General features: G+C 64.0%; 19 protein-coding genes and 1 riboswitch. Of the genes, 8 read left to right on the top strand and 11 right to left on the bottom strand.

Annotated features, from left to right (window positions below; translation table 11 throughout):
• Positions 1–82 precede the first annotated feature (82 nt).
• From XBLMG947_RS08740 to XBLMG947_RS08725, 4 genes are read right to left on the bottom strand one after another with little or no spacing between them, the layout of a single operon-like run.
• A complete protein-coding gene (locus tag XBLMG947_RS08740) occupies positions 83–1,360 on the bottom strand; it encodes a methyl-accepting chemotaxis protein (protein WP_181093154.1) in 1,278 nt (425 codons plus the stop codon).
• Between the two features lie 60 nt (positions 1,361–1,420).
• Positions 1,421–2,035, bottom strand: a complete 615-nt coding sequence (gene hflD, locus XBLMG947_RS08735) for a high frequency lysogenization protein HflD (RefSeq protein ID WP_065467802.1) — start codon at positions 2,033–2,035, stop codon at positions 1,421–1,423.
• Positions 2,035–3,171 carry a tRNA 2-thiouridine(34) synthase MnmA gene (gene mnmA / locus XBLMG947_RS08730; protein ID WP_065467800.1) on the bottom strand — a complete coding sequence of 379 codons (1,137 nt, stop codon included), beginning with the start codon at positions 3,169–3,171 and terminating at the stop codon, positions 2,035–2,037. The genes hflD and mnmA overlap by 1 nt, the downstream gene beginning before the upstream one ends.
• Positions 3,168–3,626: an NUDIX hydrolase gene (locus tag XBLMG947_RS08725; protein ID WP_065467798.1), complete on the bottom strand. Its 459-nt coding sequence runs from the start codon at positions 3,624–3,626 to the stop codon at positions 3,168–3,170. The genes mnmA and XBLMG947_RS08725 overlap by 4 nt, the downstream gene beginning before the upstream one ends.
• A 250-nt stretch (positions 3,627–3,876) precedes the next feature.
• Between XBLMG947_RS08725 and clpS the strand changes: the two genes are divergently transcribed.
• Positions 3,877–4,197, top strand: a complete 321-nt coding sequence (gene clpS / locus XBLMG947_RS08720; protein ID WP_005914463.1) for an ATP-dependent Clp protease adapter ClpS — start codon at positions 3,877–3,879, stop codon at positions 4,195–4,197.
• 142 nt (positions 4,198–4,339) lie between these two features.
• Positions 4,340–6,622, top strand: a complete 2,283-nt coding sequence (clpA, locus tag XBLMG947_RS08715) for an ATP-dependent Clp protease ATP-binding subunit ClpA (protein WP_065467796.1) — start codon at positions 4,340–4,342, stop codon at positions 6,620–6,622.
• 278 nt (positions 6,623–6,900) lie between these two features.
• Here clpA and infA read toward each other — a convergent pair whose 3' ends face one another.
• The 4 genes from infA to trxB form a co-directional block, all read right to left on the bottom strand.
• On the bottom strand, positions 6,901–7,119 hold the full coding sequence (gene infA / locus XBLMG947_RS08710) for a translation initiation factor IF-1 (protein ID WP_002813418.1): 219 nt from the start codon (positions 7,117–7,119) through the stop codon (positions 6,901–6,903).
• A gap of 78 nt (positions 7,120–7,197) precedes the next feature.
• Positions 7,198–7,947: a leucyl/phenylalanyl-tRNA--protein transferase gene (aat, locus tag XBLMG947_RS08705; protein ID WP_065467794.1), complete on the bottom strand. Its 750-nt coding sequence runs from the start codon at positions 7,945–7,947 to the stop codon at positions 7,198–7,200.
• Positions 7,948–8,189: 242 nt separating this feature from the next.
• On the bottom strand, positions 8,190–9,308 hold the full coding sequence (locus XBLMG947_RS08700; protein WP_065467792.1) for a GNAT family N-acetyltransferase: 1,119 nt from the start codon (positions 9,306–9,308) through the stop codon (positions 8,190–8,192).
• Between the two features lie 57 nt (positions 9,309–9,365).
• Positions 9,366–10,334, bottom strand: a complete 969-nt coding sequence (trxB, locus tag XBLMG947_RS08695; RefSeq protein WP_065467790.1) for a thioredoxin-disulfide reductase — start codon at positions 10,332–10,334, stop codon at positions 9,366–9,368.
• A gap of 283 nt (positions 10,335–10,617) precedes the next feature.
• On the opposite strand from trxB, the gene XBLMG947_RS08690 reads away from it, so the two are divergent.
• From XBLMG947_RS08690 to lolA, 4 genes are all read left to right on the top strand, one after another.
• Positions 10,618–12,975, top strand: a complete 2,358-nt coding sequence (locus tag XBLMG947_RS08690) for a DNA translocase FtsK (protein ID WP_065467788.1) — start codon at positions 10,618–10,620, stop codon at positions 12,973–12,975.
• A gap of 148 nt (positions 12,976–13,123) precedes the next feature.
• On the top strand, positions 13,124–13,246 hold the full coding sequence (locus XBLMG947_RS23935; RefSeq protein WP_258077737.1) for a hypothetical protein: 123 nt from the start codon (positions 13,124–13,126) through the stop codon (positions 13,244–13,246).
• A 118-nt stretch (positions 13,247–13,364) separates the two neighbouring features.
• Positions 13,365–15,293 (top strand): DUF3857 domain-containing transglutaminase family protein, encoded by a 1,929-nt coding sequence (locus tag XBLMG947_RS08685; protein WP_065467786.1) that lies wholly within the window; start codon positions 13,365–13,367, stop codon positions 15,291–15,293.
• A gap of 65 nt (positions 15,294–15,358) precedes the next feature.
• Entirely contained in the window at positions 15,359–16,030 is a 672-nt protein-coding gene (gene lolA, locus XBLMG947_RS08680; RefSeq protein WP_065467784.1) for an outer membrane lipoprotein periplasmic chaperone LolA, read from the top strand.
• Positions 16,031–16,149: 119 nt separating this feature from the next.
• Here the strand turns inward: lolA and xopZ are convergent, their stop codons facing one another.
• Positions 16,150–20,316 (bottom strand): XopZ family type III secretion system effector, encoded by a 4,167-nt coding sequence (xopZ, locus tag XBLMG947_RS08675; RefSeq protein ID WP_065467782.1) that lies wholly within the window; start codon positions 20,314–20,316, stop codon positions 16,150–16,152.
• A gap of 238 nt (positions 20,317–20,554) precedes the next feature.
• Between xopZ and XBLMG947_RS08670 the strand changes: the two genes are divergently transcribed.
• Together XBLMG947_RS08670 and crcB are read left to right on the top strand one after the other, a co-directional pair.
• Complete coding sequence (locus XBLMG947_RS08670) at positions 20,555–21,928, top strand: replication-associated recombination protein A (protein ID WP_065467780.1); 1,374 nt, start codon at positions 20,555–20,557, stop codon at positions 21,926–21,928.
• 2 nt (positions 21,929–21,930) lie between these two features.
• Positions 21,931–21,999: riboswitch (Fluoride riboswitch) on the top strand.
• A 109-nt stretch (positions 22,000–22,108) separates the two neighbouring features.
• A complete protein-coding gene (gene crcB / locus XBLMG947_RS08665) occupies positions 22,109–22,510 on the top strand; it encodes a fluoride efflux transporter CrcB (protein WP_065467778.1) in 402 nt (133 codons plus the stop codon).
• A gap of 348 nt (positions 22,511–22,858) precedes the next feature.
• Here crcB and XBLMG947_RS08660 read toward each other — a convergent pair whose 3' ends face one another.
• Positions 22,859–24,064: an acetyl-CoA C-acyltransferase gene (locus tag XBLMG947_RS08660; protein ID WP_065467775.1), complete on the bottom strand. Its 1,206-nt coding sequence runs from the start codon at positions 24,062–24,064 to the stop codon at positions 22,859–22,861.
• A gap of 156 nt (positions 24,065–24,220) precedes the next feature.
• The gene (locus tag XBLMG947_RS08655; protein WP_065467773.1) at positions 24,221–26,593 is read right to left on the bottom strand and encodes a 3-hydroxyacyl-CoA dehydrogenase/enoyl-CoA hydratase family protein; all 2,373 of its coding nucleotides are present in this window, start codon (positions 26,591–26,593) and stop codon (positions 24,221–24,223) included.
• Positions 26,594–26,607 lie beyond the last annotated feature (14 nt).

Raw genomic sequence — 26,607 nt, 5'->3', positions numbered from 1 at the left:
CGGAATACCAGGTCGTTACGGAACGACAAATCCCCGGCGGGCCGGGGAATGTCGAAATCAGCGCTTGTGTTGCGGCATCGGTCTAGAACAACTCGACCGTGCCGGCACCCATGCCCTGTTGTGCCACCGGCTTGTGCGGCGGGCGCTCCCACTCCACGCGCATGTCGCGCAGGCGGTTGGACACCTTGGCCAGCGCGGCGACCAGATCGCTGTCGTACACACCGCCATTGCGATGCAGCAGTTCCTGCAGCGCCACCGCCTCACGGTTGATCGCGGTGAGGCGATCCAGATGGGTGTGGATGCCGCTCAGCGTCTGCGTGGCGATGTCCTCGAACTGCAGGGCACGCACCGCTTCGGCCACGCTGCCATCGATCGAACGTGCGCACTCGGAGATTTCGCGCATGCCATCGCCCAACGAGGCGTTGATCTGGGCAACGTTCTCCAGCATGGCGGCCGATTCATGGCGCGCCTCGCGGGAGCGGTCCATGTGGCGCGATGCCAGCTGCGAGACCGTTTCACGTACCTTGGCGATCGATTCCTTGGAGCTGTGTGCCAGCTTGCGGATCTGCTCGTTGAAGGTGGTGGAACGCTCGGACAGGTTGCGCACCTCGTCGGCGACCACTGCGAAACCACGACCGGCTTCACCGGCACGTGCTGCTTCGATGGCGGCGTTCAAGGCCAACAGGTTGGTCTGGTCGGCGATCGACTTGACGTCTTCCAACAGCGCGAAGATGCCATCCAGATGCTGCGCCATCTCATCGATGTGATGGACGGTATTGGTGCTTTGGCCGCTTACCTGTTCCAGCGCTTCCACCAATTGCTCCATGCGGGAGCTGGCGTGCTGGGCGAAGCGGGCGACGTCGACGCCGGCGCTGCCATCGTCACCGGCACGGTCGACGATGCGGGCCAGTGCCTGGCTTTGCTGACGCGATTTGCGGTTCATCGCTTCGAAGCTGCCACCAAGACCGGACACGGCTTGGCGGATCAGTTCGCGGGCACGCTCGACTTCCGAGCGCGAACCGTCGACTTCGTTGCTGACGAACGTACGCAGTTCGTTGAGCAGTTGGTCCTGCTCGCGCAGGATGCGTGCCTGGTCCGGATTAGGCCGGAACTGGGAATACGTCACCCAGGCAGCGAAACCCAACCAACTGAGGGTCATGGTCGCCAGGATTGCCCAGCGCACCGAAGCGGGCCAGTCGAATCCGACAGCGAAGGGGAACAACAAGGTCAGAGCCAAAGGAGCGGCTAGACGGATGAGTGGACGTGAATACATGGGCGTTCTCGGCAGAGTCACGGTTGCTGTATCGGCACTGCCCCCGTTGTCTTTAGCGACGATCGCCAGATCGTCTTGTCCATTCAACCGGTGTTGGCGCGCGTCAGCGGCCGCTAGCGTGGCGTTTTAAGCGATTTTTCGCGCTGATCAGCGCAGCGCGCGGTCCACGGCTTCGATCATTGCGCGTTTGGCGAACAGGAAATCCCATAGGCTGCCGCCCATCTGCCGCCACAGCACCGCCGAGCGCACCGCCGCCAGCAACAGCGCGCGGATCTCCGCAACCACGCCGGCCTGGCCCAGGTAGTGCGGGTTGCCTTGCACCATGACCTTGGGACGCAAATGGCTGATGGTCTGCGCGTACAGCCCGCCGAGCGAGCTCAGTACATCGGGGTGGCCGCTGTCGCCCAGCTGCTGGGCCTGGCGCGCCGCCGCGTCGATTCCGCTGGCCACGGTCGCAACGGCCGTGGTGTCGCGTACGAACCGGCGCTCCAGCTGCAGTACCGCCAGGGCCAGGCGCGGCAGCACCTCGTCCTGGCCCTGGTTGCGGAAATAGTTGTGCAGCAGGCGCAGGCCGGGCGCCAGCGCCGCTGCAGAGCCGTACACGGCCTCTGGCGAGGGAGCGTCCACCCGGAACACGCTATCCATGGCGGTGCGCACCGTCGCGGCCTCCGAATGCCCGGTCTCGGCGATCCGCCTTACCTGTTGCAGGGCCTGGGCGACGCCGGCAAGCGCCAGCACGCGGTGATCCATGGAAACACTCATCAAGCCACTACCTCTGAGGAAAAAGAAGATCCCGCCAACTGGCGTTCCAACGGTGCATCGGTGGCGGTGATGACGGCACCGCCCAGGCATTCCTCGCCGTCGTACAGCACCAGCGACTGCCCGGGCGTCACCGCCCGCTGCGGCCGTTCGAAGTGCACCTGTACGCTGCCATCGTCCTGCACGTCGACCGCGCAGGGCTCGTCGGGCTGGCGGTAGCGGGTCTGCGCGGTGCAATTGAAGCGGCGTGCCGGCGGCGCACCGGTCACCCAGTGGGCGTGTTCGGACTGCAGCCAGCGCGATTGCAGCAGTGGGCTGTCGCGGTCCTGGTCCACGTACAGCACATTGCTCGCCACATCCTTGCCGACCACGTACCACGGCGCCGCCGCCCGTCCGCGCACGCCGCCGATATTCAGCCCCTCGCGCTGACCCAGGGTGAAGTAGAACACCCCCGGATGCTCGGCAATGCGCTGCCCCTGCGGGTCGCGAATCTCGCCGGTCCGCGCGGGCAGGTAGCGGCCCAGAAACTCGCGGAAATCGCGCTCGCCGATGAAGCAGATGCCGGTGGAATCCTTCTTGGCATGGGTCGGCAAGCCAGCGTCCTGGGCAATGCGGCGCAGCGTGCTTTTTTCCAGATCACCGATCGGAAACAGCGTCGCAGCCAGCTGGGTCTGCCCCAGTTGATGCAGGAAATAGCTCTGGTCCTTGCTACGGTCGGCGCCACGCAGCAGGCGCCACCGCCCAGCGCGATGCGCCACCTGCGCGTAATGGCCGGTAGCGATGCGCTCGGCCCCCAGTGCTTGCGCCGCGTCGAGAAAATGCTTGAACTTCACTTCGCGGTTGCACAGCACATCCGGGTTGGGCGTGCGCCCGGCCGCGTATTCGGCCAGGAAATGCTCGAACACGCCGCTCCAGTATTCGCTGGAGAAGTCGCGGAAATGAAATGGAATGCCCAGCACACCGCAGACTGCTACCGCGTCGCGGCGGTCGTCTTCGGCGCGGCAGTCCCCGCTGCCGTCGTCGGCCCAGTTCTGCATGAATAACCCGGCGACCGGCTCGCCTTGCTGGGCGAGCTTCCATGCCGCCACCGACGAATCCACGCCACCGGACACGCCCACCACAATGCGCGGCGTACTCATGCGACGTGCCGCACCAGCGAAAGCGGATAACGCTGCCCGGCCAGGTAATCGGCGACCACTTCCCACACCAGCGGGCTGCGCAGGCGCTCGGTCGAGGCGCGCAGTTCTTCCGGTGTCATCCACAGCGCGCGCACCACACCGGTATCGAGGCTGCGGTCGGGGTGGTGAATCAGCGCATCGGCAACGAAGGCAAAGCGCAAAAAGCACCGCCCGTTGGGCGCGACCCAGTGGTAGGTGCCGATGAACTGGGTCAAGCGTACATCCCAGCCGGTCTCCTCCAGGGTTTCACGCACTGCCGCATCCAGCAGGCTTTCGTTGGGCTCCAGATGCCCGGCGGGCTGGTTCAACAGCAAGCGGCCGCCGATGGCTTCTTCCACCTGCAGCAAACGACCGTCCCGCACCACAACTGTGGCCACTGTCACATCGGGGTGCCAGCGTTGCTCCGGCGCACTCATGGACTCGGCTCCTGCGTGATCGAGCGCTCGGCGGCCGCATCCGCAGCGGAACGGGCATCGCGTTGCCACCCACGCACGCCAGCACCGCACGTCACTGAGGGCACAGGTGCATCTGTGGTTGACGACGGCGCCAGCAACAGCGCGGTCATGAAATCGGTCATCAAGGTCCAGCCAGGGAATCGGAGACAAATTGTGCGGGGCGCAGCGCAAATCGTCCAATGCACCCAAGGTTGAACCGTATAATGGCCGGATGCCTCGGAATACCTCACACGAACACGACCATGGCCTGATGGTCGAAGCCAGCAAGCCTGAAGTGGCGCCACCGCCGCGTTATCAGGTGCTTTTGCTGAACGATGACTACACCCCGATGGACTTCGTGGTGACCGTCCTGGAGCAGTTTTTCAACCTGAATCTGGAGCAGGCCACCCAGATCATGCTGCACGTCCACACCCGTGGGCGTGGCGTGTGTGGGGTCTATAGCCGCGAGGTCGCCGAGTCGAAAGTGGCCCAGGTCAACGAGTTTTCGCGCATGAACCAGCACCCGCTGCTATGCACGATGGAGCAGGCATAAGGCGCGCGCCGGATCATTCCAGCAGCGCAACAGTGTGGCTGCGATCACGTGCTAACGCCGTCTGAACATGCCTATCCGATAGGGTTGTGGAAAATTCCAACAAAAGCCGCATATTGTTGGCAACAGCCGTTCGGAGTTTCCAATGTTCAGCAAAGACCTAGAGCAAACAATCGGCCAGTGCTACAAGCGGGCACGCGAGGCGCGTCATGAGTTCATGACCGTCGAGCACCTGCTGCTCTCGCTGCTGGACAACCCTTCCGCGCAGGCCGTGCTCAAGGCATGCGGCGCGGACCAGGTGCGCCTGCACAACGATCTGGAACAAGCCATTGAGGCTTCGGTCTCGCGCTTGGCCGAAGACGACGGGCGCGACACGCAACCCACGCTGGGTTTCCAGCGGGTGTTGCAGCGCGCGGTCTATCACGTGCAGTCCTCCGGCAAGAAGGAGGTCACTGGCGCCAATGTGCTGGTCGCGATCTTCGGCGAGAAGGACTCGCATGCGGTGTATTTCCTGAATCAGCAGGACATCACCCGCCTGGATATCGTCAACTACCTCTCGCACGGCATCGCCAAACTGGGTGAGGATGGCGAGCAACCGTCCGCGCCGGATGGCGAGTCCAAGAGCGAAGGCGGGGAGGGCGAAGCCAAGGGTGACGCACTGGCCGAGTTCGCCACCAACCTCAACGAGCAGGCGCGTAGCGGCAGGATCGACCCGCTGGTTGGCCGCGGCGACGAGATCGAGCGCACCATCCAGGTCCTGTGCCGTCGGCGCAAGAACAACCCGCTGTATGTGGGTGAGGCCGGCGTGGGCAAAACCGCAATCGCCGAGGGCCTGGCCAAGCGCATCGTCGACAACGACGTGCCAGAGGTGCTCGCCGACGCAGTGATCTTCTCGCTGGATCTGGGCGCGCTGGTCGCTGGCACCAAGTATCGGGGCGACTTCGAAAAGCGCCTCAAGAGCGTGCTTGCTGCGCTGAAGAAGGTACCGAACGCGGTGCTGTTCATCGACGAGATCCACACCATCATCGGCGCCGGCTCCGCGTCGGGTGGCACCATGGATGCGTCCAACCTGATCAAGCCGGCCTTGTCGTCGGGAGAGTTGCGCTGCATCGGCTCGACCACCTTCCAGGAATATCGCGGCATCTTCGAAAAAGACCGTGCGCTGGCGCGTCGCTTCCAGAAGATCGATATCGTCGAGCCGACCGTGGGCGAAACCTTCGAGATCCTGCAGGGCCTCAAGCCCAAGTACGAAGCGCACCACGGCGTGACCTATGCCGACGACGCGTTGCAGGCGGCGGTGGATCTGTCGGTCAAGCATATCGGCGACCGGTTATTGCCCGACAAGGCGATCGACGTCATCGACGAGGCCGGTGCGCGTCAACGCCTGTTGCCGGAAGGCCAGCGCAAGGAACTGATCGACATCGAGGAAATCGAAACCATCGTGGCCAAGATGGCGCGCATTCCGGCCAAACAGGTCAGTGCGACCGACAAGGATGTGCTGCAGCATCTGGAGCGCAACCTGAAAATGGTGATCTTCGGGCAAAACCCGGCGATCGAAACGCTGGCCGGTTCGATCAAGCTGGCACGCTCGGGTCTTGCGAATCCGGAAAAGCCGATCGGCAATTTCCTGTTTGCCGGCCCGACCGGTGTGGGCAAGACCGAGGTCACCAAGCAGCTCGCGCTGCAGTTGGGGATCGAGCTGGTGCGCTTCGACATGTCCGAGTACATGGAAGCGCATTCGATCAGCCGTCTCATCGGTGCGCCTCCGGGCTATGTCGGTTTCGATCAGGGTGGCCTGCTGACCGAGAAGATCGTCAAGACGCCGCACTGCGTACTGCTGCTGGACGAGGTGGAGAAGGCGCATCCGGACATCTTCAATATCCTGTTGCAGGTCATGGATCGCGGCATCCTGACAGACACCAACGGGCGCGAGGCGAACTTCAAGAACGTGATCCTGGTGATGACGACCAATGCGGGTGCCACGCAGGCATCACGTCGGTCGATCGGGTTTACCAAGCAGGATCACTCCACCGATGCGATGGAGTCGATCCGTCGCGGCTTCACGCCCGAGTTCCGCAACCGCCTGGATGCGATCGTGCAGTTCCAGCCGCTGGCGTTCGACCACATCCTGCGGGTGGTGGACAAGTTCATCATCGAGCTGGAAATGCTGTTGCAGGAAAAGCACGTCTCCCTGTCGGCCACCCCGACCGCACGCGATTGGCTGGCCCAGCACGGTTTCGATCCGCTGATGGGCGCGCGCCCGATGTCGCGGGTGATCCAGGAACAGATCAAGCGCCCGCTCGCCGACGAATTGCTGTTCGGCAAGTTGGTGGACGGCGGTCGGGTCAACATCGACGTCAAGGATGGCGAGCTGGTGGTCGAAGCGCATCCCGAGCCGGAGCGTCTGCTACCTGCGACGGTGGATTGACCGCCGGCCTTGGGCTGGTCAGCTGAATAAAAGCCGCTCGAAAGAGCGGCTTTTTTACGCTTGCAATGCATGTCAGCAATGACGATGGCATCGCATGGTGCCGGTGTCGGGTGGTCAATGCATCGCTGACGAGTTTTGAACCTACCGATGCCTTGCCTCAAAGCGCCGCTGCGGAGCGGGAGCAGTGCACGTCGATCAGTGTTCTGTGTTGTGCGCTTTAATCGCAGCCACGACAAAAAGCGGCCGTTGGCCGCCTTGCGTCTCAGTACCAGAACCGCTTACTTCATGCGGTAGGTAATACGGCCCTTGGTCAGGTCGTAGGGAGTCATCTCAACTTTGACCCGGTCGCCGGTCAGGATGCGGATGTAGTTCTTGCGCATACGGCCGGAGATGTGGGCGATGATCTCGTGCCCGTTCTCCAGCTTGACCCGGAACGTGGTGTTGGGAAGCGTCTCGCTGACGCTGCCTTCGAATTCAATGGAGTCGTCTTTCGACATGTAATCCTGTGCAATCACGGCTGGCCCGACGGGGCCGTAAGGGACGGCATCTTACGCGCCATCTCCCCGCGGTGCAAATTATGTTAAGCGGGCTTCACCAAGCGCGCTGGCATGGCGTTCTCCGTAGCGCCCGGACCACGTGCCGGGCGCAGCGGGGAGGCAGACCTGCAGGTCCACCTGCTGCAGAAACTGCGCTCGCGGCAGGCGTTGCGCGCCTAAGCTGAGCAGATGGGGATTTTCTACCTGGGCGTCGAGCAACGGCCAGCCTGCTGCCTGCAGATACGCAACCAGCGCGGCCAACGCCACCTTAGAGCCGCCGCTTTCGGCGCTGAACATGCTTTCGCCGAAGAACATCTGGCCGATCGCCACACCGTAAATGCCACCGACCAGACGTACGCCATCGAAGACTTCGAACGAGTGCGCGTGGCCAAGCCGGTGCAGTGCGACGTAGGCCTGCTGCATCTGTGCGGTGATCCAGGTGCCGTCCTGGCCTGCGCGCGGAACCGACGCGCAGGCGTCGATCACGTGTTCGAAGGCGGTGTCGGCACGTATGGTCCAGCTGCTGCTGCGTAGCTGACGTCTGAAACGCGACGACAGGCGCAGCGCATCGGTGCGAAACACCATGCGCGGGTTCGGGCTCCACCACAGGATCGGCTGGTCTTCCGAGAACCACGGAAAAATGCCGTGCGCATAGGCGTTGAGCAGACGCTGTGGAGACAGATCGCCGCCGATGGCGAGCAGGCCATCCGGGTCGTGCAAGGCCTGCGCCGCCGGCGGAAACGGCGCGGCAGGATTGGCATCGAGCACAAAAGGGAGGTGGCGCGTCATCTGTGCAGTTTAGAGCAGCTGATAAACCGACTGCACTCACCGTGGGACCAGCGTGTGGCCGGTACTCGGAATTGTCACTAATAAGCGTAGAAACCGGCTTCTGCGCATCCGCACCTACCTGACGCCAGCTCGTTACCTCGTGTCAGCTAGCGGGTGCGCTGATCGCGGCACCACGCCGCAGCAAGCATGACGCCGCCATCGGTGAGCATTCAATCAGCGCCGCCGATACCGACTAACTTGGATCAATCGCGAAACGGACCGTGCTCTGACAGGTCGCGCGCGTGTCGGGCCACCGCATCGCGCTCGTCTGCGCACCACTGCGCCAGCGGTTCGCGAAAGCCCGGGTCGGCGATCCAGTGCCGGCTGCGCACCAGCGTCGGCAGGAAGCCGCGCGAAATCTTGTGCTCGCCTTGCGCGCCCGGCTCGAAGCGGGTCAGGCCTTCGCGCAGACAGTACTCGATGCCCTGGTAGTAACAGGTTTCGAAATGCAGGCCGGGCAGCGCTTCACCGCCCCAATAGCGGCCGTACAGCGTGTCGTGTCCGCGCAAGCACAGCGCACCGGCGATGGGTTGCCCGTCGAGCTCGGCCAGAAACATCACCAGTTGGCGCGGCAGATGCTGCGCAAGGTGGCGCAGGAATTCGGGCGTCAGTGCGGGCGAATTACCGTACTCGTTGAAGGTCTTGAGATAGAAGCCGTACATCGCGTCCAGATCGGCATCGCTGGCCTCATCGCCATGTACTACACGCAGTTGCGCGCCTGCGCGTTGCACTTTGGCGCGCTCCTGGCGGATGTTCTTGCGACGCTTGTGGTCCATCGCCGACAGGAAAGTCTCGAAGTCGCTCCAGCCGCTGGCGTTGTGCCAGTGGTATTGCAGGTCGTTGCGCTCCAGCCAGTCGGCATCGAAGGCGGCGTCTTCGTCGGCAGGGTGGAAATTCACGTGTGCCGACGACAGCCCGCTTCGCTCCACCAGCTCGCGCATGGCGGCCAGCAGGTGGCCACGCCACTTGGGCGCGCCCAGCAGACGCGGACCGGTCACCGGTGAGTAGGGCACCCCGCACAGCCACTTGGGGAAATACTCTTGCCCGTAACGCGCATACGCATGTGCCCAGGCGTGGTCGAACACGAACTCGCCGTGCGAGTTGTTCTTCAGATACCCCGGAGCCGCGGCGACCAGGATGTCGCCTTCCCACAGGGTCAGATGCAGCGGGTTCCAGCCCCAATCCGGGCGCAGACACCCTTCGCGTTCGAGGCCCTGCAGAAATGCGTAGCCGATGAAGGGATGCGTGCCATCGTGCAGCGCATCCCAGGCGCCAGCCGGAAGTTCGTCCAGCTGGCGGCACCAGCGAGCAGTCACGCTCATGCGCTCGGCCCGCTGGCAATGCTGACCGCGTGGCGCGGCCGGCAGTCAGGCGCCATCTCAGGCGCTCTTGTCGAGGAAGCGCTCGGCATCCAGCGCCGCCATGCAGCCGAAGCCGGCCGAGGTAATGGCCTGGCGGTAGTGCTGGTCGGCCACGTCGCCGGCTGCGAACACGCCGGACACCGAGGTTTCGGTCGCTGCGCCATTCAGGCCGGAACGGATTTCCAGATAGCCGTTGTTCATGGCCAGCTGGCCGTCGAACAGCTGGGTGTTGGGGTGGTGGCCGATGGCGACGAAGAAGCCGTGCGCATCGATATCGCGGGTGCTGCCGTCGAGAGTGGATTTGACCCGCACGCCGGTGACGCCGGCATCGTTGCCCAGCACCTCGTCGATGGCGTGGTGCCAGACGGTCTCGATCTTGCCGGCGGCGACCTTGGCGAACAGCTTGTCCTGCATGATCTTTTCCGCGCGCAAGGTGTCTCGGCGGTGCACCAGGTAGACCTTGCGGGCGATGTTGGACAGGTACAGCGCTTCTTCGACCGCGGTGTTGCCGCCGCCGACCACCACCACGTCCTGGTCCTTGTAGAAGAACCCGTCGCAGGTGGCGCAGGCGGACACGCCGCGGCCTTTGAAGGCTTCCTCGCTGGGGATGCCCAGGTACTTGGCAGTGGCGCCGGTGGCGATGATCAGTGCGTCGCAGGTGTACTCGGCGCCATCGCCGATCAGCCGGAACGGGCGCTGCGACAGGTCGGCGGTGTGGATGTGGTCGAAGATGACCTCGGTCTCGAAGCGCTCGGCATGCGCCTGCATGCGGCTCATCAGGTCCGGGCCCATCAGGCCGTGAGGGTCGCCTGGCCAATTGTCCACTTCGGTGGTGGTCATCAACTGGCCGCCCTGTTGCAGGCCGGTGATGACCACCGGCTTGAGATTGGCGCGGGCGGCGTAGACCGCGGCGGTCCAGCCGGCCGGGCCAGAGCCCAGGATCAGCAGGCGGGAATGCTTGGCGGGACTGGCAGAAGAGGCGCTCATGTATACTCGCGATCTAGGAATTGGTAGGGCAGGCGAAGCAATTCCCGCCCCTGTGGCGGCATAGAGTGGCGGTCCCCACCCGGTGAATCAAGGCGGCGCGATGGAACTGCTTGAACCGCAGATGGCATGGTCCGCCCGCAATGCATGTTCGACGCCGCCTTGTGCGGCGTTTTTCGTTGAGCGGTGCGCGGCCGGGTCGTGGGGGCTGATGCAACTGCTGAAACCGTGGCCTCAGTCGTTTATTATCAACTACTAACAGCATTTTTCTAAGGTCTGGCTACAGGTGGCAAAGCAGGTTCCCGAACGCAGCAGCAAGCCCGCAGAGGGCAAGTCGTCGTCGCGCAAGACGGCGGTGGCGGACAATCCGCGTCGGCAGAAGCTCTGGCGCGATCTGGCCTTGATCGCGGTGGCGCCGTTGCTGCTGTATCTGCTGGCTAGCCTGTTCACCTATTCGGCGACCGATCCGGGCTGGTCGCGCACCGGCAATCTGGTTGCGCCCATCCACAACATGGGCGGCAGGTTCGGCGCGCTGGCGGCGGACGTGTTGCTGCAGCTGTTCGGGTATGTGGCCTTCCTGCTCCCGGTACTGTTGGGGGCAGTTGCGTGGATCGCCCTGATCGGTGAGCGCGAGGAGCAAAGCCAAAGCGATCTGGGGCCGGCGCTGCGGCTGGTCGGGATGGTGGGGTTTCTGATTTCTTCGACCGGCTTTCTGCACCTGCGCCTGTTCCAGGGCGAGGTGGCCGAGGCCGGCGGCATCCTGGGCAAGTTGGTTGCCGGCTCGCTCAGCTCCGGCTTTGGCGCCTTGGGCGCCAACCTGTTCGTACTGGTGCTGTTGCTGGTGTCGATCACGCTGGCCACCGGCTTGTCGTGGTTTGCGGTGATGGAGCGCATCGGCAAGTGGGTGCTGGCGTTGGGCCCGCTGATGAAGCGCAAGACCCACCAGGCCACCGAGTGGCAGCAGACCCGGGTGATGCGCGAGGAACGCGAGGAAGTGCGCAAGGTCGATGCGGTCAAGCAGGCCAAGCGCGAACCGGTCAAGATCGAGCCACCGCCGGCGGTGGTGGTGGAAAAGAGCGAGCGCGCCAAGCGCGATACCCAGATCCCGATGTTCCAGGGCGTCGGCACCGACGGCTCGGACCTGCCGCCGCTGGCCCTGCTGGACGACCCCAAGCCGCAGGCCAAGGGCTATTCGGAAGAGACGCTGGAGACGCTGTCGCGGCAGATCGAGTTCAAGCTCAAGGATTTCCGCATCGAGGCGCAGGTGGTCGGGGCCTATCCGGGTCCGGTGATCACGCGCTTCGAAATCGAGCCGGCGCCGGGCATCAAGGTCAGTCAGATCAGTTCGCTGGACAAGGACATCGCGCGCGGGCTGTCGGTGAAGTCGGTGCGCGTGGTGGACGTGATTCCGGGCAAGTCGGTGGTGGGTCTTGAGATCCCCAACGTCACCCGCGAGATGATCTTCCTGTCCGAGCTGTTGCGCTCCAAGGAATACGACAAGTCGGCCAGCCCGCTGACACTGGCCCTGGGCAAGGACATCGCCGGCCGCCCGACCGTGGCCGATCTGGCGCGCATGCCGCACTTGCTGGTCGCCGGTACCACCGGCTCGGGCAAGTCGGTGGCGGTCAATGCGATGGTGTTGAGCCTGCTGTTCAAGGCCTCGCACAAGGAACTGCGGATGCTGATGATCGACCCGAAGATGCTCGAGTTGAGCGTCTACCAGGGCATCCCGCACCTACTGGCGCCGGTGGTCACCGACATGAAGGAAGCCGCCAACGGGCTGCGCTGGTGCGTGGCCGAAATGGAGCGCCGCTACAAGCTGATGAGCGCAGTGGGCGTGCGCAACCTGGCCGGCTTCAACAAGAAGATCAAGGATGCCATCGACGCCGGCCAGCCGATGATGGACCCGCTGTTCAAGCCGAACCCGGAGCTGGGCGAGGCGCCGCGGCCGCTGGAGACGCTGCCGTTTATCGTGATCTTCATCGACGAATTCGCCGACATGATGATGATCGTCGGCAAGAAGGTCGAAGAACTGATCGCCCGCCTAGCGCAGAAGGCGCGTGCGGCCGGTATCCATCTCATTCTTGCTACGCAGCGACCCTCTGTGGACGTGATCACCGGTCTGATCAAGGCCAATATCCCGACCCGCGTGGCGTTTCAGGTCAGCTCCAAGATCGACTCGCGCACCATCCTGGATCAGTCCGGTGCCGAAGCGCTGCTGGGCAACGGCGACATGCTGTATCTGCCGCCGGGCACCGCATTGCCGGACCGCGTGCATGGCGCCTTCGTCAGCGACGAAGAGGTGCATCGGGTGGTCGAACACCTCAAGGCCAGCGGGCCGGTGTCCTACGTCGAAGGCGTGCTGGATGAAGTGCAGACCATGGGCGACGGCACCGTGGTCGGCGCCACTGGCCTGCCGGAAAGCAGTGGCGGCGGTGGCGACGAGTCGGATCCTTTGTACGACGAAGCCTTGCGCATCGTCACAGAGACACGGCGTGCGTCGATTTCCGGCGTGCAACGACGTTTGAAGATCGGCTACAACCGCGCCGCGCGTTTGATCGAGGCGATGGAAGCGTCCGGCGTGGTCAGCCCGCCCGAGCACAATGGCGATCGCACCGTGCTGGCGCCACCGCCGCCCAAGTAAGTGCCGCCTATGTCGCTGCGCGTTTTTAGGTGCAGCGTCGGCACCTGCATCCACACGCGCGCTGGCGGCGATGCGACGGGCTGCAACGGTGCAGAGGCTGACGCCTTGCATACGCTCAGTTGACCCATCGCTAAGGTGGAGCGAAGTGATGGGCACGGTCGCGTGCGAGCGAATTTCAGCCTTGCCCGGCCTTGGCTTCATCGCAACGCTTGCACGCGCAATGCCTGCTGCGCTTGGCTTCAGGCTGGTCGATCTCGACGGATTGCGCTGATTGACGAAGGTCGCCGCGTGCGCCAATGCAGCATTGTTGGAAGTCCGTGCCTGTCATTGCCGGGCACAACGGCTACCCTGTAAGTGAGAGCCGCTCCGGCCCGCCGTGATCGAGACCCATGTTGCATCGTCCTTCGTTGTTGCTCGTGCTGCTCCTCTGCGTTCCGCTGTTTGCTCGGGCTCAGGCCCAGCCACGGCCCGCACCCGCTGCTGCTGCACGCACGCAGGCCGACACCAACTACAGCTTCGTGCGCTACCGCGCCGACTACGAAGTGCGCGCCGACGCCAGCAGCGTGGAAACCGACGAGTACGAGATTCTGCTCAAGACCAAGTCGGCAGTGGAGCAGTTCAGCCAGGTGCGGCTGAGCTATAGCGAAAAGATGGAGACGCTCGACGTGCTGCAGGCGTACACCGTCACCGCCGAAGGGCTGCGCCAGGACGTGGCGGCCGACAAGATCTACACCCAGGAAAGCTATTCCAGCGCCTCGGCGGCGATGTATGCCGATCGCAAGGTCAAGGTGGTGGTCTTCCCGAATCTGGGGCCGGGTGCACGCATCGTCTACCGCGTGCGACGCGCACAGAACACGCCGTACTTCCCAGGGTATTTCAGCCTGTGGGAAACCTTCAGCGTGTTCGCGCAGTACGACGATGCGGTGGTGACGCTGGTCGCCCCCAAGTCGCTGCCGATGCATCTCTCCGCGCGTGGCCTGCAGGGCAGCAACAAGCCGGTGGTGCGTGGCGATCAGGCGCGCTGGGAATGGCGCTACCAGCGTGCTACACCGATGAAGAACCAGAACTGGAGCGCGGCGACCTGGGAGTTCAGCCCCACCTTGATGGCCAGCACCTTCGATAGCTGGTCGCAGATGGGCCTGGCGTATCACGTCAAAGGCGGACGCGCCGCCGCGGTGACGCCGGCGATCCAGGCATTGGCCGACCAGGTGACCCGCGGCATCGATGCGCCGCGTGCACAGGCCGCAGCGCTGTATGCCTGGGTCGCGCGCAATATCCGCTATGTGGCGGTGTATCTGGGCAATGGCGGGCTGGAGCCCAACAGCGCCGAAAGCATCCTGGCCAACCATTACGGCGATTGCAAAGATCACACCGTGATTCTGGAAGCCTTGCTTGCGGCCAAGGGCATCGCCAGCACGCCGGTGCTGATCGGCGCCGAGGGCGGCCCGACGCTGCCGCAGATTCCGGTGCTGGGCCGCTTCAATCACGCCATCACCTATATTCCCGCGTTCGATCTGTATGTCGATTCGACCAACCCTTATGCGCGCTTCGGCCAGTTGCCGGCCGGCGATCTTGGCGCGCCGGTGGTGCATACGCGCGACGGCAAGGTCACGCAGACGCCGCCGAACGATCGCAAGGTCAATCGCTATGTCGCGCGCACCGACTACCGGTTCACGCCGCAAGGTGGCCTGCAGGGCATGACCACGCTCGACAGTGGGCAGACCGGCGAAGTGGGCCTGCGCGCGATGTTCGTGCAGCTCAATGCGCAGAATCGCAACCGGATCGAAGAGTCGATCCTCGCCCAGTCCGGTTTCGACGGCAGCGGCGATCTGCTGATCCAGGGCGACCCGCTGGATCTGGATGCGCCATTCAATTACCGCTACACCTTCCAGGCCAAGGACGCGGTGGATTTTTCGGTGGTCGGCGGCATGACCTTGCCGGACATGCCCGGTGCCGAATCGATCCGCGCGATCTATACCACCACTTCGGCCGAAGACAATCTGACCCCGTTCTATTGCAACGACAGCGTGCGCGAAGAAACCTATGCAGTGACCTTCCCCGATACGGTGCCGATCATCGCCATCCCGCGCAGCAGCACGTTTCGCAATGCAGCCGGCGAATACGCGGTCGATTGGACGCGGGATGGGCAAACGGTGACTGCCGTACATCGTCTACAGCGCGCGGCCGTGCGCGGGGCACAGGCCTTGTGTCAGGCGCAGGACTACCGCGCGTTTCGCGAGCTTTACCAGCAGGTACGGCGCGGTTTTCGCGGGCAGATCGTGTATGGCGATCTATCCAAGGTGCAGACCGCGCGGTGAGCGCGCTCACTGCGCAAGCGCCGTGCATCTGAATACTCCGTGCACTAGCGCTCGCCCATTCATCTATGAAGTATCAGAATCCACGCATGTCCTTCTGGAAGACCGCGATGCATCGCCAGCTCCGTTATGCCGTCCTCGCCACCGCTCTGTTTGCCAGCACCGCGTTTGCCGGTGCACGCCAGGAGCTGGACACCTTCACGCGTGGTTTGAAGGGGCTGGATGGGCAATTCAGTCAGCGCGTGACCGACGCCAATGGCCGGGTCAAGGAAACGTCGAGCGGGCGGGTTGCGCTGGCAACACCGCGCCAGTTCCGTTGGGAATATGCCAAGCCCTACAAGCAGCTGATCGTGGCCGATGGCAAGAAGGTCTGGGTGTTCGATCCGGACCTGGAGCAGGTCACCGTGCGCACACAAGGCAGCGAAGAACAGAACAGCCCGCTGGTCGCGTTGATCGACCCGGCGCTTCTGGACAAGAAGTACGACGTCAGCGAAGAAGCCGCGCCGCGCGACGGCCTGCAATGGTTGTCGCTGACGCCCAAGGTGGACACCGATGCCAGCTTCCAGATGGCCTCGCTGGGGTTCGGCGAGGACGGCCTGGCCAGGATGGACGTGGTGGATGCGGTCGGCCAGCGCACCGCAATCAGCTTCAGCGGCTGGAAGCGCAATCCCAGCTTTGCCGCAGACACCTTTCGTTACACGCCGGCCAAGGGCGTGGATGTGGTGGGCGACACGCAATAAACGCATCTGCGGGACGCACGGCATACAGGGCATGGTGCAGCGATCGGCGTCCTACCAGGGGCGCAACAGTCGCTGCGACGTGATATAGACCCTGCTATTCGGGGGCGACGCCGGCAGCCCTACGGAACAGGCTCGTACGGGATCCATTGACCGACCGTCCGCATCGCCTCGGCCGCCTGGTTTGTCTGGTGTTTGATGAAGAAATCGACCCCTCGCTCGCGCTGGCGTTTTCCCTTTTCGCGCAGGATCAGGATGGTCGGTTCCCAGATGCCTGGTTGGCTGATCAGGTCATCGAAGGCGCGATCGGCGTCCGCCGCTTGTGCCTCGCATCCGGCGGCGCGCAATAGGGTGGCCTGCGCGCGCAATGCGTCCAGGCGCGGTGCAGCCTCTGTTTGTAACACCCAATCCACGATCAGCGAGGCGAACTTGTTGTCTTTCATGTGGATGCGGACCCGGTCGACGAAATCCTGCAACTGGCGCTCGGCCACCATGTAGAGCCGCTGGTCGTCGACCTTGCCTTGCAGTTTGGAGATGCCGTAGTGCGTCCACAACTGCCAGTTGCGTTTCACTTCGCGTTCGAATGACGCGAAGTTCAAGAATTCGAAGCCCCGATCTGTGCGCACAGGATCGATTTCGTTGTTGAACATCCACAAGGTGGAGAACGTATTGCTGCCGGCCGAACGCAGCTCCTTGCTATAGCCGAGATCGAGCGTGGCCATGGACAGCCGCGCCACTGGTGTGGGCGGCGAGTTGCCATCGCTTGGGTGCGTCCACTGCTGGGCGACGAGACTGGCCGATGCGCGCCCTGCGATCTCCACCCTGGATTGCGCACTCGAATCCTTCAGTACCATCGTCATGTAGCCTTCGATCGGCGTCTGCGTACGAGAGGTTTCCCGCCGTGCCTTGAGGCCGAGCGAAGCACCCAGGGTGGCACGACGCGGTCGGCCGTCCATGTTTCCCACGCGCACGCCCGCAGCGACGCTGAGGCTGGATTCGGTGGCCGAAGAGGTGCGCTCGGCGTGGCCGATCAGGCCGACAGTGATGCTGGGGTGGTGCGCCAGCAACTCCGCAAGAAAATCGCGCTCGGTCGGCGCGACCGTATCGCCGCAGGACTGCTCGGCGAGCTGCACCAGATGTTCAAACATGGCCAGGAATTGCCTGCGCTGCTCCAGCTCCTGTCCCTTGCCCCGCCGCGGCACACGGATCTGCACGCCATGTTCGATGCCCGATTCCTGTTTGATGCGCCAGTCGGCTGCTCCCGTAATACCTACCGGTGCGCGTTCGGTGCCCGGCAGCAGCACGCCCGCGCTAATGCCCGTACTGGCGTTGAATTGCCGCGCCTTCTGCCGTCCGATCTGCAGCGACAGCCCGGTCCGTCCCATGTAAATTTCCACCGAGCGATCGGAACTGATGTGACCGCCTGCGGACAGTTTCAGTCCAAGGCCGCTGGGGATGATCGCAAGCGCTGCCGACAGTGGCGTCGTATTGAGTCCGATCACGCGTTGCTCGGTGATACGCAGCTTGTCGCGCCATTCCAGCCGTTCCATCAGGTTGCGCAGGCATTCGAATAGCGCGCGTGGCGACTTGACGTGGGACGTGTCGCCCTCATGCAGAAAGCGACTTGCATTACCAACGGCCTGATGAAAGTGGTTGCGCGCGACCGAAGCCAGTTCTTCATCCAAGCGCGCTGCACCGATCGGCATGTCGGTCGGCTGTACGGCATGGTCGAGCAGGCCGCGTTGGATCAGGCGCAGCGTTTCCGGCAGACGCATGCGGCCCGAACGTAATGCAAGCCAGGCGGACGCGATCGCCGGATGGCACGCCGCCGGTTGCAGATCGTCGCTCTCGCTCACGGAGGCAGCCACCGAGCGCTGAAGCTCCTGGGCGCGCCGTTCGATCTTGTCCAGCACCTTGTCAGTGAAGGTCAGGTCGGTTGCATTCTGCTCGTGTGGGAGCCATTGCGCGTATTCCGAAAGCGCTTGCATCGCCAGTTCCTCCTGCGACGGCATTTGCCCGCACGCCAACTGGATCCGGCGGCGCGCGACGAGCCAGCTGGTCAAGTGGCCAGTCGCCTCGCGAAAAGCGTCGTTGGCACGCCGTGCAGCGGTCGGAAGCGCTTCCGAGGCGCCGACCTTCATCCCCAGCTCGAGTGCGTTGAAGGGATTGAGGGCGCGATTGCGCCGCGTTCCGCTGCCTGCAACCGCCCATTGCGCAAACATCTGCAGGCATGCGTTGACGCGCGCATAGGGTGAACCTGCGCGGGTGGTTTCGTAACCGTTGCGGAACGCATGAAAGGCGCCGCGCTGGGCATCGGTTGCAGACTGCAGGCCCTGCAGCGGCGAGGCGCCATGCACGGCATGGCGCGCTCCCATTTGCGCATCGACCAGCCAGGTGCGTTCAGCCTGTTCTGCGTCCGGCGTCAGTGCAAGCCGGTGGCTGGCACGCAGATGGACCTGCGCCGCCTCCACCCACTCCCTGGATGGGGGCGTGGGTTCTTCGCGCAGCATGTGCGAAAGAACCTGCATGCCGCGCGGAACGCTGACCAACAGGCCGACGCAGGTGGTGACAGCATCCAACGGCGGGATCGCTTCGGCAGCGATGGAGACCTGTGGCGGCGGAATCAGCTCACGCAACTGCAAGACGCCCAGGCGTTGCAGCACGTTGGCCGCTGCAGTGGCATCGCCCTCGCTGGCGATCGATAACGCCTGCAGGGCGATGCGCAAGGCGTCGACCGGCTGCAAGGCGTCGGTCCCGAACGCAACGCTGCGGCCATGCAGGCCATCAGCCCAGGCGCGCAGAACCTGACGACTCACCGGGTCGATCGTTTCCTCGCGAAAGCCGGGGAGGGCGTCGAGCAGTGCCTCCATGGTGTCGGCGACGATGTCGGCAGATGAGGGCCCGGCCTCCTCGGCCGTCGGCTGCGCGGCTGCATGTCCCGCCGCGCGCTGCATTTCGTCGTTCGCTGCTTCCAGCAGGCCGACCGTCTGTTCCTGCTGCCACACTTCCTGTGTGTTGATCCACGACGAATGCCGCGCCTGCTTCAGTTTTGCGTCGACCCGGGCGAGTCGCTCCTGCAGGCGCCGCGCATTCCGCTGGCAGCGCTCGGCATGCGTGCGTTGCAGCGTCAGCATGTTCTCGTCGCGCCCCAGCCGAGTGCGCAGTGCCTCGATGTCTCGGTTTCGCTCTGCAGCAAGGTGCGACGCAAGTGTGCGAGCCGCCGGCTCATTGGCAGAGCTGCTTGCTTGATCCGACTGCAACGCATCGCGCGCTTGTGCATACGCACTGCGTAATTGATCGATCTCCGCATTCGTAGCCGCAAGTGCGCGCTCTGCTTGTGCTGCCTGTGCCGAGCCGCGGCCGAAGAAGACCGCTTTGGCCAGCGCATCGCCGCGCGCGCGCGCCTCCTGCACTGCGTTTTCGAGCCGAGTGCAGACGAGCTGCAGCTGTGTGGCATCCACGCCCTGATGCGCATTGGCCGAGGATGGCGCCGTGCGCGCTGCGACAGCGCGCGACGGCTGATCGCCTGGTAGCGCGTTCAATGCGGTGCGCGCTGAGAGAATGTCCGACTCAAGATCGTGTATCGCGGCCAACACCGCATCGGTGTGCACATTGCATCCATGCAGCTGTTGCAGCAGCTCGGCGCGTTCGCGCGTCAACACGTTGATGCTGTCGCTGAGATTGGCGGCGCGCCGGGCTCTCAAGGCCAATTGCTCGCGTGCAGTTTGTAGCGTTTGTGCATGCGCGTACTTCAATTCGTCCTGGCGACGCCGGGAGATCCGCGAGGCCAGGTCGTGGTTGGATTGCTCCAGGCGGGATATCAGCGCCTCATTGAGATTCTGGGTGGCATTCGATAGCAGCGGGGCTGCTCGCGGATCAAGGCCGGCATCGGCGCGGCGGTCCGATGGATCGGTTGGTCTGTCCCGCTCGCGCTGCATGGAGGAATAACGCAGCAGGGTCGTGTGCGGTTCTGGCGCACCACTCCTGAAACCCAGTCGTTCTGCGACCTTCCGGCAGGGCCGTGGGAGAGCGTGTTTGCGTTTGGGAGCGGCTTTCAATCCGGGCTCGACGACGCTTGCCTGCCTCGCTTGCTCGAGCAGCGTCGTGGACCAACCCAGCGGATCTTCCTGCGCCTGGATCAATTCCGCCTCGAACGCGCATGGATCGGGGGTCGCCAGTTTGTTGTGCGTTTGCCGCCTTGCTGACGGTTCGGATGGATGCGAGATGGTCTCGGCCATTCCCGGAAGGCAAGCAGCGATGGCAGACGGGCGTAGCGGAATGCGGGGCATGGTGAAGTCCGTGCGTTGAACGTGTCGCTTGTGCTGGCGCCGCTCGCGGCCGATGCGGTGTATAGGCGAGCTTGTGCATGCGGCCTCTCGTTATACAATAACAATATTGCGCTGCACGTTCGAGGCAGTGCAGCTGCGCGAAGTGGTCCCTTGGAAAGAGAACCTCCGCGTTTCTGCCAGAGATTGCCGAACACTGCGTTGTGGAACGTCCCCTCGACGCAGGCGTTAGAATGAAGGGGTGAGCAAACACCAACGTCCCGACTCGGTCACGCCCGATCTGCTGCATGTCGATCGCAGCGCCATGGGGCCTTTGGCAGAGCGGATGCGGCCGCGCACGCTGGATGAAATGGTGGGCCAGAAGCGCTTGCTGGCTCCCGATAGCGCCTTGCGGCGCGCGGTCGAAGCCGGGCGCGTGCATTCGATGATCCTGTGGGGCCCGCCGGGCTGCGGCAAGACCACGCTGGCCTTGCTGTTGGCGCACTACGCCGATGCCGAGTTCAAGGCGATCTCGGCCGTGCTGTCGGGCTTGCCGGAAGTGCGGCATGTGCTGGCAGAGGCAGCGCAGCGTTTTGTCGGTGGCCGCCGCACGGTGTTGTTCGTCGATGAGGTGCATCGCTTCAACAAGGCGCAGCAGGATGCGTTCTTGCCACATATCGAACGCGGCACGATCCTGTTCGTCGGTGCGACCACTGAAAACCCGTCCTTCGAGTTGAACTCTGCGTTGCTGTCGCGCTGCCGCGTGCATGTGCTGGAAGGCGTGTCGCCGCAGGATATCGTCGAAGCCTTGCAGCGTGCCTTGCACGATGCCCAGCGCGGGTTGGGGGCGGAGACGATCCAGGTCAGCGACGCGTCGCTTCTGGAAATCGCCAGCGCCGCCGATGGCGATGTGCGCCGGGCACTGACGTTGCTGGAAATTGCTGCGGAACTGGCGACCGGCGAAGGTGGCGAGATTACGCCACACACGCTGCTGCAGGTGCTGGCCGACCGTACGCGCCGCTTCGACAAGAACGGCGAGCAGTTTTACGACCAGATTTCGGCGCTGCATAAATCCGTGCGCAGCTCCAACCCGGATGCGGCGCTGTACTGGCTGACGCGCATGCTCGATGGCGGGTGCGATCCGGCCTATTTGGCGCGTCGGCTGACCCGCATGGCAATCGAGGACATTGGTCTGGCCGATCCGCGTGCGCAGAGCATGGCGCTGGAAGCCTGGGACATCTACGAGCGCCTCGGCAGCCCGGAAGGCGAGTTGGCATTCGCACAGCTGGTGCTGTACCTGGCCAGTACCGCCAAATCCAACGCCGGCTATGCGGCCTTCAATCAGGCCAAGGCCGACGTGCGCGCCACCGGCACGCAGGAGGTGCCGCTGCATTTGCGCAACGCACCGACCAAGCTGATGAAGACGCTGGGCTACGGCCAGGACTATCAATACGACCATGATGCCGAGGGCGGCATCGCGCTGGATCAGACCGGTTTCCCGGATGCGATGGGCGAGCGCGTCTACTACAACCCGGTACCACGCGGGATGGAGATCAAGCTGAAAGAAAAGCTCGATCGGCTGCGCGAGGCGCGCGCGCAGGCGCGGGCTGACAAGGCCGGCAAGCCCACGGCATAATCGGCAGCACAGGAGATGGCATTCCTCCTCGAACCGCACGCACTCTGCGCGCTGATGATGCCTGCCCACCCCCGCCGGGGCGGTAGGTCTGTGCCCCGGCATCGTTCTTGACTCAGGATGGATGACGCCGATGTCGCACGCTCTTTCTTCGAAGACTCTCCCCGATAGCGGGGTACGCACATGAACGCACCGGTATGGTGGCAGCAGCTGTTGCTGGCGATGACCGGCGGCGCGCTGGGTTCCGGTCTGCGTTTTGCGATCGGTGCATCGTTGCTCCAGCGCTTCGGTACCGGCTTTCCGTGGGGAACGCTGACGGTGAATCTGCTTGGCTCGTTCGTCGCTGGCGTGCTGATGGTCTGGCTGGATGCACGCGGACCATCGAGCTGGCCGCTGCGGGCCTTGTTGATCGTCGGCGTGATCGGCGGACTGACCACGTTTTCGTCGCTGATGATGGAGTGCCTGGTGTTCGCACGCACCGATCGCTCGACGATGATCGGCATCTATCTGGCCATCACACTGGTGGCCGGACTGGCCCTGGTATTTGCGGGTGCGCGTGCAGGTCAGTGGCTGGTGGCGCGCTAGGCAGCCTCCCTGTTCTGCAAATTTTTGCAGGCACTCACGTGTATGAGCGAAGTTTTCTGCGCGCTGCGCGGTGTGTTGCGCGCGTAGATCGTGTCGGTCTGTGCGGCACTGCTGGTGCGGCAGTTCCCGCTACGCGCTCAAGCGTTGCGGCCGCCAAAATGCGCACCAAAACGTGATCGGTGCGTCCACCGGATGGATCGACTGTTGAAAGCGATGCTGCGCGCAGTTCAACGCCAGTCGACTGCGGTCTGCGGTCAGGCATAAAGAAGGCGTGCTCGCGCACGCCTTCGGTCACAACTCATCGCGTTTGCGAGATCGACGCACTGGTCGATCTCGTCGGACAGCGGCTTACAGCGCTTCGATAATGCCCGCCGCGCCCATGCCGGTGCCGATGCACATGGTCACCATGCCGTACTTCTGCTGCCGGCGCCGCAGGCCGTGCACCAGGGTGGCGGCACGGATCGCGCCGGTGGCGCCCAGCGGGTGGCCCAGCGCAATCGCGCCGCCCAGCGGATTGACCTTGGACGGATCCAGTTCGCTGTCGCGGATCACTGCCAACGCCTGCGCGGCGAAGGCTTCGTTGAGCTCGATCCAGTCGATCTGATCCTTGGTCAGGCCGGCCTGCTTGAGCGCCTTGGGAATTGCCGCGATCGGGCCGATACCCATCACTTCCGGGCGCACCCCCGCGACAGAGAAGCTAACGAAACGCGCCAGTGGGGTCAGGCCGTAGTCCTTGATCGCCTGTTCGGAGGCCAGCAGCACCGCACCGGCACCGTCGCTCATCTGCGAAGAGTTGCCGGCGGTGACGCTGCCGCCGAACTGGCCGTTGCGGAACACCGGACGCAGCTTGGCAAGGCCTTCCAGCGAGCTGTCCGGGCGCGGGCCTTCATCGGTGTCGACCAGACGTTTGCGCAGCGCGATGACATTGCCGGCCAGGTCGGGTTGGTGCGAGAGAATTTCGTACGGCGTGATCTCATCGCGGAACTCGCCGGCGGCAATCGCTGCAATCGCCTTTTGATGCGAGGCCAGCGCAAACGCATCCTGGTCCTCGCGCGAGACCTTCCATTCTTCGGCGACTTTCTCGGCGGTGATGCCCATGCCGTGGGCGATGGCCACATGGTCGTCGGCGAACACGCTCGGCGACATGGCGACCTTGTTGCCCATCATCGGCACCATCGACATCGACTCGGTACCGCCGGCCAGCATCAGGTCGACATTGCCCAAGCGAATTTGGTCGGCCGCCATTGCGATCGCCTGGATGCCGGACGAACAGAAGCGGTTGATGGTCTGGCCAGCCACGGTGTTGGGCAGGCCGGCCAGCAGCACGCCGATGCGCGCCACGTTCATGCCTTGCTCGCCTTCGGGCATGGCGCAGCCGATGATGGCGTCGTCGATGCGCGACAGATCGATCCCCGGCGCCTGCGCCACGACTGCACGCAACACATGCGCCAGCATGTCGTCAGGACGGGTATTGCGGAACACGCCCTTGGGCGCCTTGCCGACCGGCGTACGGGTGGCGGCGACGATGTAGGCTTCTTGAATCTGCTTGCTCATTTGGCTATCTCCGATAGCCGGGAATGGGGAGTGGGGAATCGGGAATCGTAAGTGCGGATTCGCCTGAGTTCGCCATCTTCATCACCCGGCGGATAATTGGGAGAAGCGGGGAGTCGGTTGGGCTTTGACCCATTCCCGATTCCCCACTCCCGATTCTCAGTTCCTCAACGGCTTCCCCGTCTTGAGCATGTGCCCAATCCGCGCCTGGGTCTTTTCCTGCTGGGCCAGTTCGACGAAGTGCTTGCGCTCCAGCTTGAGCAGCCATTCTTCGTCCACCAGCGCGCCGCGATCGACTTCCCCGCCGCAGACCACCGTGGCGATGCGGGTGGCGATTTCGTAGTCGTATTCGCTGATGAAGCGTCCTTCCAGCATGTTGACCAGCAGCATCTTGAAGGTGGCGATACCCACATCGCCGGCGACCTGGATGCGGCGTGCCGGCAGCGGAGCGCGATAGCCACCTTCAGCAAGCGCACGCGCTTCGGCCTTGGCGATGTGCAGTGCCTCATAGCTGTTGAAGACGATCTTGTCGGTGGCGCGCAGCAGGCCCAGCTCCTGCGCATTGACCGCCGAGTTGGAAACCTTGGCCATTGCCACGGTTTCGAAGGTCTTCTTCAGCTCTGCGAACACATCGCCGCCCGGGCCTGCCGCGACCGAGGCGCGCGCAGCGATTTCCTTCAGACCACCACCGGCCGGCAGCAGGCCGACGCCGGCTTCGACCAGGCCGATGTAGCTCTCCAGCGAGGCCACGGTCTTGGCGCTGTGCATCTGGAATTCGCAACCGCCACCCAGCGCCAGGCCGCGCACTGCCGAGATCACCGGCACCTGCGCATACTTGATGCGCTGGCTGGTGGCCTGGAAATTGGCGACCAGGGCTTCGAACGCGTCCACTTTGCCGGCCTGCAGCAGGCCCAGCGCGCCAGCCAGATCGGCACCAGCGGAGAAGGGCTCCTTCTGCTGCCAGATCACCAGACCGGCGAAGTCCTTCTCCGCGCGGCCCACCACGTCCTGCAGGCCATTGAGCACGTGGTCGGAGACGGTATTCATCTTGGTCTTGAAGCTGACCACGGCGATGTCGTCACCGTCGTGCCACATGCGCACGCCGTCGTTTTCGAACACGGTCTCGCCCGGCGAGAACTGCTCGCCCAGCAACGGATCCGGGAAGCGCTGGCGCTTGTACACCGGCAGCGCCGAGCGCGGCAGCTTGGCGTCGCGTGCCGGGCTGTAGGAGCCTTCGGCACCATGCACGCCATCGCGACCATCGAACACCCAGTTCGGCAGCGGCGCGCTGCTCATGCTCTTGCCGTTGGAAATATCTTCGGCTATCCACTGCGCCACCTGCTTCCAGCCGGCGGCCTGCCAGGTTTCGAACGGGCCCAGCGACCAGCCGTAGCCCCAGCGGATCGCCAGATCCACATCGCGCGCGGTCTCGGCGATATCGGCCAGGTGATAAGCGCTGTAGTGGAACAGGTCGCGGAACGTGGCCCACAGAAACTGCGCCTGCGGGTGCTGGCTTTCACGCAGCTTGGCGAACTTTTCGGCCGGGTTCTTGATCTTGAGGATCTCGACCACTTCCGGTGCCGCAGTGCGATCGGCGGCGCGGTAATCCTGCTTCTGCAGGTCCAGCACCACGATGTCCTTGCCGACCTTGCGGAAGATGCCGGCACCGACCTTCTGGCCGAGCGCGCCCTTGGCGATCAGCGCGTCCAGCCACTTGGGCGACTTGAAATACTGGTGCCACGGGTCGTCCGGCAGGGTGTCGCCCATGGTCTTGATGACGTGCGCCATGGTGTCAAGGCCGACCACGTCCGAGGTGCGGTAGGTCGCCGACTTCGGGCGGCCGACCAGCGGGCCGGTCAGGCCGTCCACTTCATCGAAGCCCAGGCCGAATTCCTGCGTGTGGTGGACCGTGGAGAGGATCGAGAACACGCCGATGCGGTTGCCGATGAAGTTCGGGGTGTCCTTCGCATACACCACGCCCTTGCCGAGCGTGGTCACCAGGAACGCTTCCAGGCCTTCCAGCACGGCCTTGTCGGTGCCCTTGGCCGGGATCAGCTCGGCCAGGTGCATGTAGCGCGGCGGGTTGAAGAAATGCACGCCGCAGAAGCGGTGGCGCAATTGCTCCGGCAGCACGTCGGACAGCTTGTTGATGCCCAGGCCGGAGGTGTTGGAGGCCAGCACCGCATGCTCGGACACGAACGGGGCGATCTTCTTATACAGATCCTGCTTCCAGTCCATCCGCTCGGCGATCGCTTCGATGATCAGATCGCAGTCGCGCAGCTGCTTCAGGCCGCTCTCATAATTGGCCGGCGTGATCGCTTCGGCCAGCGCCTTGCTGGCGAGCGGGGCAGGGCTGAGCTTGCCGAGATTGGCGATGGCCTTGAGCACGACGCCGTCGGCCGGACCGTCCTTGGCAGGCAGGTCGAACAGCACGGTGTCGACGCCGGCATTGGTGAGGTGCGCGGCGATCTGCGCGCCCATGACGCCGGCACCGAGCACGGCGGCGCGACGAACTAGCAACGGATTGGACATAGCAATAGCCTCTT

It is taken from the genome of Xanthomonas bromi (genome assembly GCF_900092025.1).
Lineage (GTDB): Bacteria > Pseudomonadota > Gammaproteobacteria > Xanthomonadales > Xanthomonadaceae > Xanthomonas > Xanthomonas bromi.
The sequence above is the reverse complement of the archived record's forward strand: the minus strand, read 5'-3'. Positions and strand labels throughout refer to the sequence as shown.